Source organism: Baekduia alba (assembly GCF_028416635.1).
Classification (GTDB): domain Bacteria; phylum Actinomycetota; class Thermoleophilia; order Solirubrobacterales; family Solirubrobacteraceae; genus Baekduia; species Baekduia alba.
The window spans coordinates 4,649,662-4,663,641 of the sequence record NZ_CP114013.1 but is presented as its reverse complement, the minus strand read 5'-3'; the positions used below and the strand labels follow the sequence as shown (position 1 = coordinate 4,663,641).

Annotated in this window: 15 protein-coding genes; 4 read left to right on the top strand and 11 right to left on the bottom strand. The window is 72.6% G+C overall.

Going from position 1 to position 13,980, the window contains the following annotated elements; all coding sequences use genetic code 11:
- Positions 1-3: 3 nt before the first annotated feature.
- From DSM104299_RS23285 to DSM104299_RS23260, 6 genes are all read right to left on the bottom strand, one after another.
- On the bottom strand, positions 4-1,032 hold the full coding sequence (locus DSM104299_RS23285; RefSeq protein WP_272474059.1) for an ABC transporter substrate-binding protein: 1,029 nt from the start codon (positions 1,030-1,032) through the stop codon (positions 4-6).
- A complete protein-coding gene (locus DSM104299_RS23280; RefSeq protein WP_272474058.1) occupies positions 1,029-1,775 on the bottom strand; it encodes an ABC transporter permease in 747 nt (248 codons plus the stop codon). The genes DSM104299_RS23285 and DSM104299_RS23280 overlap by 4 nt, the downstream gene beginning before the upstream one ends.
- 6 nt (positions 1,776-1,781) lie before the next feature.
- Positions 1,782-2,513 (bottom strand): ABC transporter ATP-binding protein, encoded by a 732-nt coding sequence (locus tag DSM104299_RS23275; RefSeq protein WP_272474057.1) that lies wholly within the window; start codon positions 2,511-2,513, stop codon positions 1,782-1,784.
- 269 nt (positions 2,514-2,782) lie between these two features.
- On the bottom strand, positions 2,783-4,549 hold the full coding sequence (gene ggt, locus DSM104299_RS23270) for a gamma-glutamyltransferase (protein WP_272474056.1): 1,767 nt from the start codon (positions 4,547-4,549) through the stop codon (positions 2,783-2,785).
- 60 nt (positions 4,550-4,609) lie between these two features.
- On the bottom strand, positions 4,610-5,962 hold the full coding sequence (locus DSM104299_RS23265) for a VWA domain-containing protein (protein ID WP_272474055.1): 1,353 nt from the start codon (positions 5,960-5,962) through the stop codon (positions 4,610-4,612).
- Between the two features lie 52 nt (positions 5,963-6,014).
- Positions 6,015-6,899, bottom strand: coding sequence for an AAA family ATPase (locus tag DSM104299_RS23260; protein WP_272474054.1), 885 nt, complete (start codon positions 6,897-6,899; stop codon positions 6,015-6,017).
- Positions 6,900-6,938: 39 nt separating this feature from the next.
- On the opposite strand from DSM104299_RS23260, the gene DSM104299_RS23255 reads away from it, so the two are divergent.
- The 4 genes from DSM104299_RS23255 to DSM104299_RS23240 all read left to right on the top strand — a co-directional run bounded on the left by DSM104299_RS23255 (position 6,939) and on the right by DSM104299_RS23240 (position 9,396).
- Positions 6,939-7,136, top strand: coding sequence for a hypothetical protein (locus DSM104299_RS23255; RefSeq protein WP_272474053.1), 198 nt, complete (start codon positions 6,939-6,941; stop codon positions 7,134-7,136).
- A gap of 122 nt (positions 7,137-7,258) precedes the next feature.
- Positions 7,259-7,489: a CBU_0592 family membrane protein gene (locus DSM104299_RS23250; protein WP_272474052.1), complete on the top strand. Its 231-nt coding sequence runs from the start codon at positions 7,259-7,261 to the stop codon at positions 7,487-7,489.
- Positions 7,490-7,510: 21 nt separating this feature from the next.
- Positions 7,511-8,941 carry an MFS transporter gene (locus DSM104299_RS23245; protein WP_272474051.1) on the top strand — a complete coding sequence of 477 codons (1,431 nt, stop codon included), beginning with the start codon at positions 7,511-7,513 and terminating at the stop codon, positions 8,939-8,941.
- On the top strand, positions 8,938-9,396 hold the full coding sequence (locus DSM104299_RS23240; protein ID WP_272474050.1) for a MarR family winged helix-turn-helix transcriptional regulator: 459 nt from the start codon (positions 8,938-8,940) through the stop codon (positions 9,394-9,396). The genes DSM104299_RS23245 and DSM104299_RS23240 overlap by 4 nt, the downstream gene beginning before the upstream one ends.
- Here DSM104299_RS23240 and DSM104299_RS23235 read toward each other — a convergent pair.
- From DSM104299_RS23235 to DSM104299_RS23215, 5 genes are read right to left on the bottom strand one after another with little or no spacing between them, the layout of a single operon-like run.
- Positions 9,393-10,157: a DUF4383 domain-containing protein gene (locus DSM104299_RS23235; protein WP_272474049.1), complete on the bottom strand. Its 765-nt coding sequence runs from the start codon at positions 10,155-10,157 to the stop codon at positions 9,393-9,395. The genes DSM104299_RS23240 and DSM104299_RS23235 overlap by 4 nt on opposite strands.
- A gap of 50 nt (positions 10,158-10,207) precedes the next feature.
- Positions 10,208-10,924, bottom strand: coding sequence for a hypothetical protein (locus DSM104299_RS23230; RefSeq protein WP_272474048.1), 717 nt, complete (start codon positions 10,922-10,924; stop codon positions 10,208-10,210).
- A gap of 53 nt (positions 10,925-10,977) precedes the next feature.
- Entirely contained in the window at positions 10,978-11,322 is a 345-nt protein-coding gene (locus DSM104299_RS23225) for a hypothetical protein (protein WP_272474047.1), read from the bottom strand.
- Entirely contained in the window at positions 11,315-12,508 is a 1,194-nt protein-coding gene (locus DSM104299_RS23220) for an ArsA family ATPase (protein WP_272474046.1), read from the bottom strand. The genes DSM104299_RS23225 and DSM104299_RS23220 overlap by 8 nt, the downstream gene beginning before the upstream one ends.
- Before the next feature lie 12 nt (positions 12,509-12,520).
- Positions 12,521-13,915 (bottom strand): D-glucuronyl C5-epimerase family protein, encoded by a 1,395-nt coding sequence (locus DSM104299_RS23215; protein WP_272474045.1) that lies wholly within the window; start codon positions 13,913-13,915, stop codon positions 12,521-12,523.
- Positions 13,916-13,980 lie beyond the last annotated feature (65 nt).

Genomic DNA, 13,980 nt, shown 5'->3' with positions numbered 1-13,980 from the left:
CCCCTAGATCCCGCGCCCCGGCAGGAACTCGTTCGTGATCGACGTCGCCCGCGGCAGCGCCTGGACGAGCTTGTTGTCCAACATCCACTGCCCGTAGGCCTTCCACTCGTCGGCGTTCTGATAGCCCCACGGGTAGCTGGCGTCCTCGGGGAAGAACACCGGGAGCGTCGCCTTGACCTGGGCCAGCGTCGTCGCCGCGTCGAGGTCCTTGTCGGAGGCGACGAGCGCGTCGGCGCCCAGCTGCGGGTTGGCCTTCACGGCCTTCGCGCCGCGCGACACCGCCTGCAGGAAGCGCCGCACGATCGCGCCGTAGCCCTTGGTGCGCAGCTTGTCCATGTCGGCGGCGAAGATCAGCTCCTGGTAGGTCGGCACGCCGGCCTCGTCCATCTTGATGATGGTGGGGTCCTTGTGCTGGCGCTGGAGCTGGACGCCCTCGACGTTCCAGAACGCGCCGAGCGTCGCGTCGACCTTCTTGGACAACATGCTCGGGACGAGGTTGAACCCCACGTTGACCTCGTCGATCGAGCCCGGGTCCACGCCGGCCTCGGAGGCGATCGTCTTCAGGTAGGCCGACTGGTACGGGATCCCCGCCGTCCCGACCTTCGCGTCCGCGAGGTCCTTGGGCGTCTTGACCTTGCCGTGCAGCGACATGATCGACGTCAGCGGCTTCTGGATCAGCGCGCCGACCGACGCCACCCGCAGCCCCTTGTCGCGCGCGAGCAGCAGCTCGGGCTCGTAGGAGATCGCGAGGTCGGCCTGCCCGGCGGCGACCTGCTTGAGCGGCGCGGCGGGGTCGGACGGGACGCGGAGCGTCACGTCCAGGCCCGCGGCCTTGAACGCGCCGATCTTCTGCGCGGCGTAGATCGGCGCGTGGTCGGCGTTGGGCAGGTAGTCGAGGACGACGGTGATGTGGTCGACCGGCCCACGCGTGGTGGTGACGTCCTTCTTGGCGCCGCACGCGCTGAGCGCGAGGACGGTGGCCAAGGCAATGACCATGAGAACGGCGGTGCGGGGCCGGATGCGCGACGTCATGCGTCGAGGTCCTTTCGTCGGTGGGCCCACGGCGCCAGGCGGCGCTCGGCGAGGGCGAGGAGGGAGAAGCAGGCGATGGCCAGGGCGGCGAGGACGACGACCGCGGCCCAGGCGCGCGCGGTCTCCAGCTGCGGGATCGACTGCAGCAGCAGGTGCCCGAGGCCCCTCTCGGAGCCGGAGTACTCGGCGAAGACCGCGGCGATCCCGCCGACCGCGACCGCGATCTTCGCGCCGCTCAGCGCCGCGGGGAGCGCCGCGGGCGCCTCGACCCAGCGGAACGTCTGCATGGGCGAGGCGCCGAGGGTCTTCAGCAGCTTGTGCTGCTCGGGGTCGACCGCGCGCAGCCCGTCGAGCGTCGTGACGACGATCGGGAAGAAGCAGACGAGCGCGACGATCACGAGCTTGGGCAGGATCCCGTAGCCGAACCACGCGGCGAGCAGCGGGGCGATTACCACGATCGGGACCGCCTGCGTGCCGACCAGCAGCGGGTAGGTCGCGCGGCGCAGCGGCCGGAAGCGGTGGAGCGCCAGCGCGAGCGCCGCGCCGCAGACGAGCGACAGGAGCAACCCAAGGACCATCTCCTGGGTCGTGACGAGCAGGTTGTCCCACAACAGGCCGCGGTCGTGCCAGAGCGACGACGCGACCTGGTCGGGCGCGGGCAGGATGAAGTCGTCGACGCCGCCGAGGCGGGCGTACAGCTCCCAGGCGCCGAGCAGGGCGAGGACGATGAGCACGGCGAGCATCGCGGGCTACGACCGCCCCTCGCGCAGCGCCTCGAAGGCGCGCGCCCGCACCGCGACCACGGCCGGGTCGGTGGGATCGCGCGGGCGGGGGAGGTCGACCCGGAGGTCGGCGACCACCCGGCCGGGCCGCGCCGACAGGACGACGATGCGGTCGCCGAGCACCGCGGCCTCCTCGACGTCGTGCGTGACCAGCAGGACGGTGCGCGGCGTCGCGGCCAGGACCGCGGCCAGCCACGCCTGCGCCTCGCCGCGCGTGATGGCGTCCAGCGCGCCGAACGGCTCGTCGAGGCACAGCAGCGGCGCGCCGGAGAGCAGCGTGCGCGCGACCGCGACGCGCTGGCGCATGCCGCCCGACAGCTCCCACGTCCGGGCGTGCTCGAAGCCGTCGAGGCCGAGCTCGCCCAGCAGCGTGTGCGCCTGCGCGCGCGCCGCGTCGCGCTTGACGCCCGCGATCCGCAGCGGCAGCGCCGCGTTGTCACGCGCGTCGAGCCACGGGAGCAGGAGGTCGCGCTGGGGCATCAGGACGGCGCGGTCGGCCCGCACGGTCCCGGCGTCGGGCGCCTGGAGGCCGCAGACGAGCTCCAGCAGCGTCGACTTCCCGCTGCCGCTGGGTCCGACGACGGCGACGACCTCGCCGGGGGCGGCCGCGAGCGACACGTCGCTCAGGGCGACGACATCGCCGAACCGCCGCGTCACGCCGGTGAGTTGCACGTCGCCTTCAACGTCGCGAGGCTCCACCTCCGGAGCCTCGAGCCTCGTCGCCATCGCTCCCTCCGCGGGCATTACCCCACAGGTTCGAAGGGTCAGCGCCGGGAGTTCCTAGGCGCTATCTCAGCCCGCGTCCGCGAGCCCCCCTGTGTTACCGCTGGTCACAGTAGCGCAACGCGCTGAGGTCGAGGGGTGCGCTGTAGGCGGCGAATCCTCGATCTGTGTCGTCCGATGTCCGCATACGGGACACCAGACGACACGCACCGGAGCCGGATGGCAATTCGGGCCCGTAGCGGGGCCTACCGCGCCGGCGCCTTCACCGGCGGCGGCGCGGACGGCGGCACCGCCAGCGAGCCGCGGTCCGAGCGGGAGTCCGACACCGCGGTCGCCAGGCCGGCCGGGCCCGGGGCGAGGCCCGCGAGCTGCATGCGCGGGACGACGCCGTACTCGCCCTGCTTGGTCAAGGTGTAGCCCTCGCTCGTGAGCTGGCCGAGCACGTCGGGCGCGATCCGGCCGTCCTCGATCATGAGCTTGTTGGTGCCCTGGTCGTCGAAGCGCTCGGCGTCGACGGACTGCGGGAGGGTCATCCCGAAGTCCACCGTGTCGATCACCGCGAGCGTCGGGCCCATGATGATCGTCGAGCCGCCGGCCGCGCCGGCGACCAGGACCGGCTTGCCGGACTGGACCACGATGGTGGGGTTGATCGACGAGCGCGGGCGCTTGCCCGGCGCCGGCGCGTTGGCCGTGCCCGGGCTGCTGAAGTCGGTCAGCTCGTTGTTGAGCAGGAACCCGGTGCCGGGCGCGACGACGGTGCTGCCGAACTCCTGCTCGATCGTGCACGTGACCGCGACGGCGCCGCCCTTGGCGTCGACGACGCTGACGTGGGTCGTGGAGCCGCGCGGATTGACGTCCTCGCCGGCGCCGAGCGCGGTCGGGCCGGCCGGGAAGACGCCGGGTGGGAAGGACCCCGCCTTGCTCAGGTTGATCTCGCTCCGCCGCGCGGCGGCGTAGTCCTTGGACAGCAGCTGGGCGGTCGGCTGACGCTGGTAGGCCGGGTCGGCGGTGTAGGCGCCGCGGTCGGCCCAGGCGATCTTCTGCGCCTCGGCGATCGCCGTGATCGCCTGCGCGCTGCCCTCGCCCATGCCGTGCAGGTCATAGCCCTCCAGGATGTTCAACATCTCGAGCATCGTCGTCCCGCCCGAGCTCGACGGCGGGATCGCGTACACGTCGCGCCCGCGGTAGGTGCCGTGCAGCGGGATGCGCCACACCGGCTTGTAGGCCTTGAAGTCCTTGACGGTGAGCAACCCGGGGTCCTTGGTGTCCGGGCGCGGGGCGCGCATGTCGCGGACGATCAGCCGCGCGATCGGCCCACCGTAGAACGCGCCGATGCCGTGGCGCATGATGGTGCGCAGCGTGCGCGCCAGGTCGGTGTTGACCAGCAGGTCGCCGGGCGCGTAGGGCTGGCCGTTCTTGAGGTAGATGCCGGCCGCCGCGCGGAACAGGGCGATGTCCTTCTGGCGCCGCGCCGTCGCGCCCGACAGCGACGTCGTGACGTGCACGCCCTCGCGCGCGAGCTTCTCGGCCGGCGCCAGCGCCTCGGGCAGCGAGAGCGTGCCGAAGCGCTCCAGCGCCGCGTTCATCCCGGCCAGCGTCCCGGGCACGCCGACGGTCAGGTGGCCGGTGAACGTCTTGTGCAGCCCGGGCGGCAGGAGCGAGTCGGCCTTGAACGCCGCCGGCGCCGTCTCGCGGAAGTCCAGCGCGCGCGTCTTGCCGTCGGGCGACCGGTACATCATGTACCCGCCGCCGCCGATCCCGCAGGACTGCGGCCGCGCGGCGTTCAGCGCGAAGACCGTCGTCACCGCCGCGTCGATGGCGTTGCCGCCCTTGGCGAGCACCGCGCGGCCGGCTCGCGCCGCGGCCGGCGACTCGGTCGCCACCACGCCCGCGGTCGAGGTCACGCCGTCGTGGTAGCGCGACCCCTGCACCGCACCCGCCACGGAGGGCGCGAGCGACGCGGCGCAGCAGGCGACGGCGACGAGGAGGACGGCGAGCGGCGAACGCGACATGTCGCACCCCTACCCATGCGCGCCCACACCGCAACCGAGAGCGTCCGCGACGGTCGCGCGCTAGTGGCGCATCGGGCGCGTGAGCGCCTTGACGAAGTCCTCGAGCTGCTGGGTGGTCCAGCACTCGTAGGCCTCGCAGTGCTGCTCGTAGGCGCTGATGACGCTGTCGCCGTAGTTCCAGTACAACCGCGGCTCGGGGTTGAGCCAGAAGGTGCGGCCGGCCTTGGCGGAGATCTGAGCGAAGATGTCGGCGCGCGGGTCGCGGCCGTTGGTGCGCGCGTCGCCGAGGACGATGACCGTCGCGCGCGGGTGCAGGTCGTCCTCGACCAGCTCGCGGAACTCGGTCCAGACCCGGCCATAGTCGGTGTAGCCGGAGATGTCGGCGACGCCGGAGTCGCGTCCGATCGCCTCGGACACGGCCTTGAAGTCGCGCTCCTTGGCGAAGATCTCGGTGACCTCGGAGATCCGCTCGATGAACACGAACGAGCGCATCTTGCGGAACGAGTCGTGCAGCGCGTGCAGCACCGACAGGAAGAACACCGACGCGCTGGTGACCGACGTCGACACGTCGCAGAGCACGTAGATCTCGGGTCGCCGCGGGCGGATCGGCTTCTCCTTGATGACCGCCGGGACACCGCCGAACTCCAGCGACGCGCGCATCGTCTTGCGCATGTCGACCGCGGCGTGGCGCTTCTGCCCGCGCTGCTCGTTGCCCTGCGTCTTGAGCCGGCGCTTGAGCTGGGCGACGACGCGATGCACCGCGGCGAGGTCCTGGAGCGGGCCGGACGGCAGCGCGCGGTCCAGCTCGTTGAGCGGGCGCGCGGGCGACAGCTGCTCGGTGCGCTCGATCTGCGTGCGCTCCAGCTCCTTGCGCAGCATCTGCTCGAAGCGCCGGATCTCGTCGCGCGGCAGGCCGTCGCGGCGCGGGTCCTCCTCGGGCAGCTCGGGCTGCGGGTCGGTCCGCAGCGCCAGCGAGCGCCGGATGCGCTGGACGTCGACGCCGATGACGCCGGAGCCCTCGCCCTGGCGCCCGAACGCGGCGATCGCCAGGCGCGCGAGGTCGCGCATGAGCGCCTCGTTGCCGTCCCGGACCGCCTGGGCGACCTGGCGGCGCAGCTCCTCCATGTCCAGCGCACCGGCGTCGTCGGGCGAGATCCCACCCGCCTCGCGCACGCCCTCCTCGATCGCGGCCAGCTCGGCCGCGCGGAAGAAGAAGCGGTCGAAGACGAGCTCGAAGACGCGCCGGTCGTCCTGGGACTTGGCCAGCGTCGCGGCGAGCGCCTCGCGGAAGTCGACCTGCGCGGTCCAGGGGACGTGCTGGAGCGCGACGAACGCGTCCAGCAGCTCAGACGTCCCGATCGCGACGCCCTCGCCGCGCAGCTCCTCGCCGAACTCGAGCAGGCGCCCGGCCATGCCAGGGCGCTCGAGCTGCGCCGAGCCGTGGACTCCCGCGCGGCGCGCGTTCCTATGGGGCTGCGGGGGCACTGAGCTTGACCCCGACCCGCTCGGCGACGACGTCGAGGTCGGTCCGGTGCTTGACGATCACCGACAGCGTGTCGTTGAACACGTCCTTGTCGATGTCCTGCGCGCCGAGCAGCAGCAGGGCGCGGGCCCAGTCGATCGACTCGGCGATCGACGGCGGCTTCTTGAGGTCGAGGTCGCGGACCAGCGCGACGACCTCCACGAGCTTGCGGCCGACGGCGTCGGGCAGCTCGGGCGTGTGGAGCTTGACGATCTCCAGCTCGTGCTCGAGGTCGGGGTAGTCGAGCCACAGGTAGAGGCAGCGGCGCTTCAGGGCCTCGGTCAGCTCGCGCGTGTTGTTGGAGGTCAACAGCACGACCGGGTGCGACTTGGAGGCCACGGTCCCGAGCTCCGGGATCGAGATCTGGAAGTCGGAGAGGACCTCGAGGAGCATCGCCTCGAACTCCTGGTCGGTCTTGTCGATCTCGTCGATCAGCAGCACGACGGGGTCGGGCGAGGCGATCGCGGTCATCAGCGGGCGCTGGAGCAGGAACTCCTCGCCGAAGATGTCGTCCTGGACGTCGTCCCAGCCCGTGCCCTGGCGCTCGGCCTGGATGCGCAGCAGCTGCTTGCGGTAGTTCCACTCGTACAGCGCCTTGGCCTCGTCGAGGCCCTCGTAGCACTGCAGGCGGATCAGCTCGCGGCCGAGGTACTTGGCGAGCGCCTTGGCCAGCTCGGTCTTGCCGACGCCCGCGGGACCCTCGACGAGGATCGGCTTGCCGAGCTTGGCGGCGAGGTAGCTGACCAGCGCGGTGGACTCGCCGGGCAGGTAGCCCGTGGCCCGCAGGCCCTCGTTGACGTCGCTGACGGAGTTCGGCTCGACCGGCATGGGCGCCGAAGTCTACGAGCCTGGTTAGGGTGACGGCCCGTGCTCCTCCTGGGCGCCCTCTCCGCTCCACCGATCTACGCGCTGATGGCCTTTGGCTTCGTGCTCGCGGTGATGGGCCACATCTTCCGCGACCAGCGCATCGTCGGGATCGGCATCGCGATCCTGTTCCTCGCGACGGCGCTGCTGATCCTGGGCGCCTATCAGAGCTACCAGGACCAGGGCCCGCTCGACTTCTAGCTCCCGTCGGGGTCCGTTGCTACCGTGGAGCGGTGGCCGGTCGCGCAGTGCGCCGGCCCCGGACGAGAGGGTGCGCCGTACCCGGGACGACGACGGCGCGCGACCCATGGAGGTCCCTCGTCATGTCCCTCGCCGAGCTGTTGCAGATCGCCGGTGCCCTCGCCGTGCTGGTCCCGTTCGTGTGGTCGCAGGTCGGCACGCTGCCGACCGCGGCACCTGCCTATCTGTGGTTGAACCTCGGCGGCAGCGCGCTGCTCGCGGCGCTCGCGCTGCACGACGAGCAGTGGGGCTTCCTGCTGCTGGAGGGCAGCTGGGCGCTGGTCGCGGCCCGGGGGATCGTCCTGCCGAGATAGTTGTCGTGCTATAACGATTGTATGGCTATAACTGACCTCGACCGCCGCGGGCGGCTGCGCGTCCTGGCGATCTGCTGCATGAGCCTGCTGATCGTCGGGCTCGACGTGACGATCGTCAACGTCGCGCTCCCCTCCATCCGGACCGACTTCAACGCCTCGGTCTCCGAGCTGCAATGGACGATCGACGCGTACACCCTGGTGCTCGCGTCGTTGTTGATGGTCTCGGGATCGACCGCGGACCGGCTGGGGCGCGTGCGCGTGTTCCAGACCGGGCTCGTGCTCTTCACGCTCGGATCGCTGGCGTGCTCGCTGGCGCCGAGCATCGGGGCGCTGATCGCCTTCCGCGCGGTGCAGGCCGTCGGCGGATCGATGCTCAACCCGGTGGCCATGTCGATCATCCGCAACACCTTCGAGGACCCGCGCGAGCGGGCACAGGCGATCGGCATCTGGGGCGGCGTCGTCGGGATCTCGCTGGCGCTCGGCCCGGTGATCGGCGGCGCGCTCGTCGAGATCAGCTGGCGTGCGATCTTCCTGGTGAACCTCCCGGTCGGCCTGCTGGCGATCGCGCTGGCCGCGCGCTACGTCCCGGAGTCGCGGGCCGTCAAGGCGCGGCGCGTCGACCCGGTCGGCCAGGTCCTCGTCGTCGTGATGCTCGCCTCGCTGGTCTACGCGATCATCGAAGGCCCCGGCGCGGGGTGGACGTCGACGCGGATCGTCGCGCTCTTCGCGCTCTCCGCGGCGGCGCTGAGCGGGCTGCTGTTCTACGAGCCGCGCCGGCGCGAGCCGCTGATCGAGCTGCGCTTCTTCCGCAGCGCGCCGTTCTCGGGCGCCACCCTGATCGCCGTCTGCGCGTTCGCCGCGATGGCGGGCTTCCTGTTCCTGAACACCCTGTACCTGCAGGAGGTCCGTGGCTTCAGCGCGCTGCACGCCGGCCTGCTGACGCTGCCGATGGCCGGGATGGCGATGGTGTTCGGGCCGGTGTCCGGGCGCGTGGTCGCGACGTTCGGGCCGCGCGTGCCGCTGCTGATCGGCGGCGCCGGGATCGGGCTGGGCAGCCTGATGCTGACCGAGCTGACGGCGACGACGGCGGTCGGCTGGCTGATCGCCGCCTACGCGGTGTTCGGGATCGGCTTCGGCGTCGTCAACCCGCCGATCACGAACACCGCCGTCTCGGGGATGCCGGCCGATCAGGCCGGCGTCGCGGCGGCGATCGCATCGACCTCGCGGATGATCGGCCAGTCGCTGGGCGTGGCGATCGTGGGCGCGGTGACGACCGCGGCTGCCGCGGGCGCCTCGCTGCACCTGGGCTTCGCGGAGGCGAGCCACGCGGGGTGGTGGATCGTCGCCGGGTGCGGCGCCGCCGTGTTCACGCTCGGTCTCGCGACGACGTCGGCGTGGGCCCTCGGGACCGCCGACCAGACGGCGCGCCGCCTGGCGGAGGTGGTGTCGTGAGCGGCGACGACGGGTACCGGCGGCGCGGCCGTGGCAAGGAGGACGCCGCCGAGCGCGTGTGGCGATCGATGGGCGACCTCGTCCTGGACAACGACCGCCTGCGCGCCGTCAGCGACGCGCTCGGGCTCAGCTTCGCGCGCCTCAAGGCGCTGCGGCGGCTGGCGTGGCGGCCGATGACCGGCCGCGAGCTCGCTGCCGAGCTCGGCACCGACCCGCCGCACATCACCGTGATCGTCGACGAGCTCGAGAAGAAGGGGCTCGTCGAGCGCACGCCGCATCCCACCGACCGGCGCGCGAAGATCCTGAAGGTCACGCCCGCCGGCCGGCGCGCGGCGGCGAAGGCCGAGCGCATGCTGGGCGCGCCGCCGGCGGCCGTGCGCGCGCTGCCGCCGGAGGATCTCGCGGCCTTGGACCGGATCGTCGCGGCGCTGCTCGCCGCGCAGGACGAGGGCTAGAAGAAGCGGCGCTTGCGGCGCGTGGTGGTCGGCGCGTCGGCGGCGTCGGCCTCGTCGGCGGCGACCGGGGTCCGGCCCGTCGTCGTCGGGGCCTCGTCCGCGGGCACGGTGCGACGGCCGACGGTGGTGGGCGCCTCGGCGGCCGTGGTCGCGCCGACCGGCTCGCGCTCGCGGTCGGCCACCGTCGTGCGCGGCTCCGCGGCGGCGACGGGCGCGTCCGTCCGGGCCGACGGGCGGCCGAAGCGGCGATCCGCGTCGGCCTCGCGCTCCTCGTCGGCGACCGCGGCGCCGGCCGGCGTGACGACCTCGCGACGGCGCGTCGTGCGCGGCATCAGGGCGTTGAGGAGCATCAGCCCGCCGGCGATCGCGAAGGCGAGCTTCGTCCAGTTGTTGGCGGCGGCGAGGCCGAGGACGTCCTGGCCGTCGATCACCGCGATGACCGCGCACGCGGCGAGCGCGAGGCCGACGATCAACGACATCATCTTCGCCAGGTGGTGCTGCGCGGCGCCGAACAGCAGCAGCGCGCCCGCGGTGATCGCGAAGAAGGCCGTCCAGCCGTTGACCTCGAGCCCGAGGAAGTTGGTGCCCTGCACCTCGCCGTCGGGGAACGACGACGAGAACGAGGGGAAGTCGTTGTTCTTCAGCAGGCTGGCCAGGCCGAAGGCCACGAGGATCGAGCCCGCGATGAGCGCCGGGCCCTTGGCCAGCGACGCGCCGTGCTCGACGACCACCTCCCGATCGCCGTCAACCGCGTCATCCATCCGTCGCCGTCGTCCGAACATGCCCTGGGGGTTCCCGGGGCGGGAGAACGCTATTCCTGCTCGTCGAAGCTGAGCTGCGTGCCGCCGTCGATGTCGGGCCGCGCGGGTTGGCGCGTCGTCGGCGGCGCGGCCGGCGCGGTCACGGTCTCGTCCTCGCCACGCCGGCGCGCCTCGCGCTCGCGGCGGCGCCGTTCGCGGTCCGCGGCCGAGTCGGGCGCGGTCGGCGCGACCACGGTCGGCGCGGGCGCCGGGCGTGGCGCTACCGCGGTCGGACCCTCGCCGGGCAGCGGCGGCTCGGCGACGTTCGCGAGGCGCAGCCGCGTCCCCGAGTAGATCAGGAACGCGGCGGCCAGCAGCCCGAAGAAGATGCCCCAGGACAGGTCGTAGCTGTAGGCCAAGTTCTTCGACGTCCCGCCCGACGGCTGGTCGATGAAGCGGTAGAACACCAGGAACGCGACCCACGCCCCGGCGGCCGTGCAGACGATGCCGTCGCCGAAGGGCAGGTGGAACGCGCGCCCCTCGCCGCGGAAGAACATCAGCACCAACACGGCGACCGCGACGAGGAAGATCGACGCCTCCACGAACGACGGCACGAGGATCGCCAACTTGGACTCGTGGACGTTGGCCAACCCGTTCTTGGTGATGGCGTTGGTGGTCTTCGAGTACCACGGCAGCAGCATCGACGCGAGGACCAGCAGCGCGGCCAGCCCCACGCGGCGCTGCTCGGACGCCAGGTTGGCGAACGACCTGCGCAGGCGGGTGATCACGAGAGGTTCGCCCCTGCCATCAGGGCCGATTGTAGGCGCGCGACGCGACCCATTCAGGTGATGGGGATGTCCTGGAGGTCAGGCCCGGCGCCGCGCGGCCGCGCCGGCGCGCCCTCGGCGCCCAGCCGCTGCACCACGAGGTCCAGCAGCGCGCGCAGCAGCAACAGCAGCTGGCGGGCGATCTCGCGCACCTGCTCCCACAGCTCGTCCGGGACCAGGTCGCGCAGCGCGTGCAGGACGCCGACGAGCGCCTGGATCTCCGCGGCGGTCTCCGAGCGCGCGTCCTCCGACGTCGCCGCCCAGCCCTGCGGCGGGAGGGTGCCGGCGATCCGCTCGGCCGCCTCCTGCGTGGCGCGCAGCCGCTCGCGCAGCTCGTCGAGGGCGTCGGGATCAGACATCGGCGGTCGCCGGGGCGAAGGTCACGATCAGCGCGCCGTCCTCGAACGTCGCGCCGGCGGGGGCGAGGTCGTCGAGGGCGGGCGGAAGCAGCATGGTGCGCTTGTGCCCGTCCACGCGCACGATCAACTCGCTGCCCAGCCGCTTGAGCGAGATGTCGCCGCGCTGGGCGAAGGGCAGCTCGAGCCGCAGCGTCGCGCCGTCGGCGCGCAGCTCCAGCCGCTCGGAGACCGACTCGTGGTGCAGCGCGTGCGCCGGCGCCACGCCGTCGCCGCCGAAGAGCGCGTCGCCGAGCCGGTCGAGCATCGGGCCGCCGACGACCTCCTCCTCGAAGTACGGCGCCTGGAGCACCGGCACGGGCGCGAACGCGTCGCGCACCGCGGCGAGCTGGGCCTGCTGGCGGTCGCGCCAGGCGCCGAAGTAGTCGCCGACCTCGGCGCCGAAGACGCGGTTGACGACCACGGCGTCGGTCAGGTACCCGTACAGGTTGAGGTAGGTGAACGTCCGGCGCGCCTCGTCGACCACCATCCGGTCAGGGGTCATCACCAGCCGGACCGAGACGTGCTCGTTGTCGCGCAGGATCTCGTTCATCGCGATGAGGTTGCGGACCAGGCGCTGCACGTCGTCGAAGACCTCGTTGCCCGGCAGCGACACGTCGAGCACGGCGCGCGCGAACGGTCGCGCGGCGTCGAGGATCCGGCCCTGCTGCGGGAAGACCTTGTCCAGCCACCAGCGCGCGACGTCGGGGAACGACAGCAGCCGCAGCGTCTCGCCGGTCGGCGCGCAGTCGACGATCACCGCGTCGTACGCGCCGGACTCGTGGTGGCCCTTGATCGCCAGCAGGCTGAACAGCTCGTCCATGCCGGGCGGGACCGTCAGCTCCTCGGCGCTGATCCGGTCGACGCCGCGCGCGATCAGCAGCTCGCCGAGCCAGTCCTGGACGCCGGCCCAGTTGCGCTCCATCTCGTCCTGCGCGCTGACCTCCTGGCCCCACAGCAGGTCGCCCGCCGCGACCGGCTCCGGGCCCAGCTTCGTCTCCAGCGAGTCCGAGAGGCTGTGCGCCGGATCGGTGCTCAGGACCACGGTGCGCAGGCCGGCGGCCGCGCAGCGGCGCGCGGTGGCCGCGGCGACGGACGTCTTGCCGACGCCGCCCTTGCCCGTGTAGAGGATCGTGCGCGGGGCTCCCAAGGAGCCGAAAGCCTAGACGCCGCGATGCTTCTTCGCCGCCGCGCGCACGTGGACCGTGGCCTGGGCCGCGTTGCCGTTGCCCGCGAGGTCGGTCGCGGCGACGCGCAGCAGCAGCGGCCCGGCCCGCGACGGCTTGATCGACACGTAGTGCTTGCCGTAGGCCAGGCGCGCCGTGCGGCTGAGCACGACCTGGCCGGCGCGAGTCGCGGTGATGGTCACGGTCGCGATCTTCGAGAGCGTGAACGGCACGTGGGCGTCGACCTTCGCGCGCAGCGCCTTCGCGGGCGCCGTGATCTCCAGCTTGGGCTTGGTCGTGAGGTCGGCGGTGAAGCGCCGCGCGGTGTCGCAGTAGAGCTTGGGGTCGGCGGTCGCGGCCGGCGCCGGCGTCGTGGCGCCGGCCGGCGGCGCCTGCACCTGCGCGGCCTGCGCGCCCGATCCGCCGAGGCGGTCGCAGAGCCCGCGCAGGAAGTCACGCAGGACCTTGTGGTAGCCGAGGTCGGACTCCGCCCCCGGCTTCGAGTACAGCGACCACGCGCCGGTGTCGAAGCCCGGGAGCTCGGCGCGCAGCGCCTTCTCGCCGGCGGCGAAGAGCGCGCGGCCCTCGGCGTCGTTGGCGAGCGCCGCGAAGTCGTGCAGGCCGTTGAGCGACTGCGTGAAGCCGTTGACGATCCGCAGCCGCGGCGCGTAGGAGTACTGGAGGTAGTGCGAGCCGTTGCTCGTCCTGCGCAGCACGCCGGTGGGCGGCGGCGTCTTGAAGATCCCCAGCGCGGTGCGGGCGGCGTCGAAGTACCGGTTGTCGCGCAGCCGCACGGCGCCGCGCGACAGCGCCGACAGCGCGGTGCCCTGCGCCAGGCCGCTGACCCACGGGGGCCGGCCGCCGTCGAAGGTGAACAGGTACTCGAAGGCGATCCCGCCGGCGCGCTGGGTCGCCAGGCCGAGCGCCTCGTCGAGCAGGCGGCGCAGGTCGTCGTCGCGCGTCTTGACCATCCACAGGGCGTTGGCCTTGCCGAACGTCCCGAGCCACTGGATCTGCCAGCCCTGGCCGGGGTAGAACTGCCACACGATCTGCGAGCCGGCGAAGGTCGTGCGCTGACCGGCGCGGGGGAGGGGCGACGGGTGGGCGGGCCAATATTCGCGGTTGCGCTGGAGCGTCAGGAACTCCGCCTTGAGCCGCGTCGGGATGAAGAGGTGGCCGGAGGCGGCGGCGTCGACGTTGCGGATCACCGCGCGCAGTTGGACGCGCCGGAAGCCGGAGAGCCGCCTGAGGGTCTCGCGCGCGTCGTCGTAGGCGGTCCGGTAGCCGTCGGCGGTGGGCGCGTCGAGCTGGCCGGCGTCCTGCAGCCGGGTCAGCTCCGCCTTGACGCTCGGGCCCTTCGCCTGGGCCGAGGAGGCGCAGGTCAAGGTCAACAGGAGCACAACGGCAACCAGCGCGCGACGCAGTGCGCCAGATGCCGAGCATCGCCCGCGTCGCG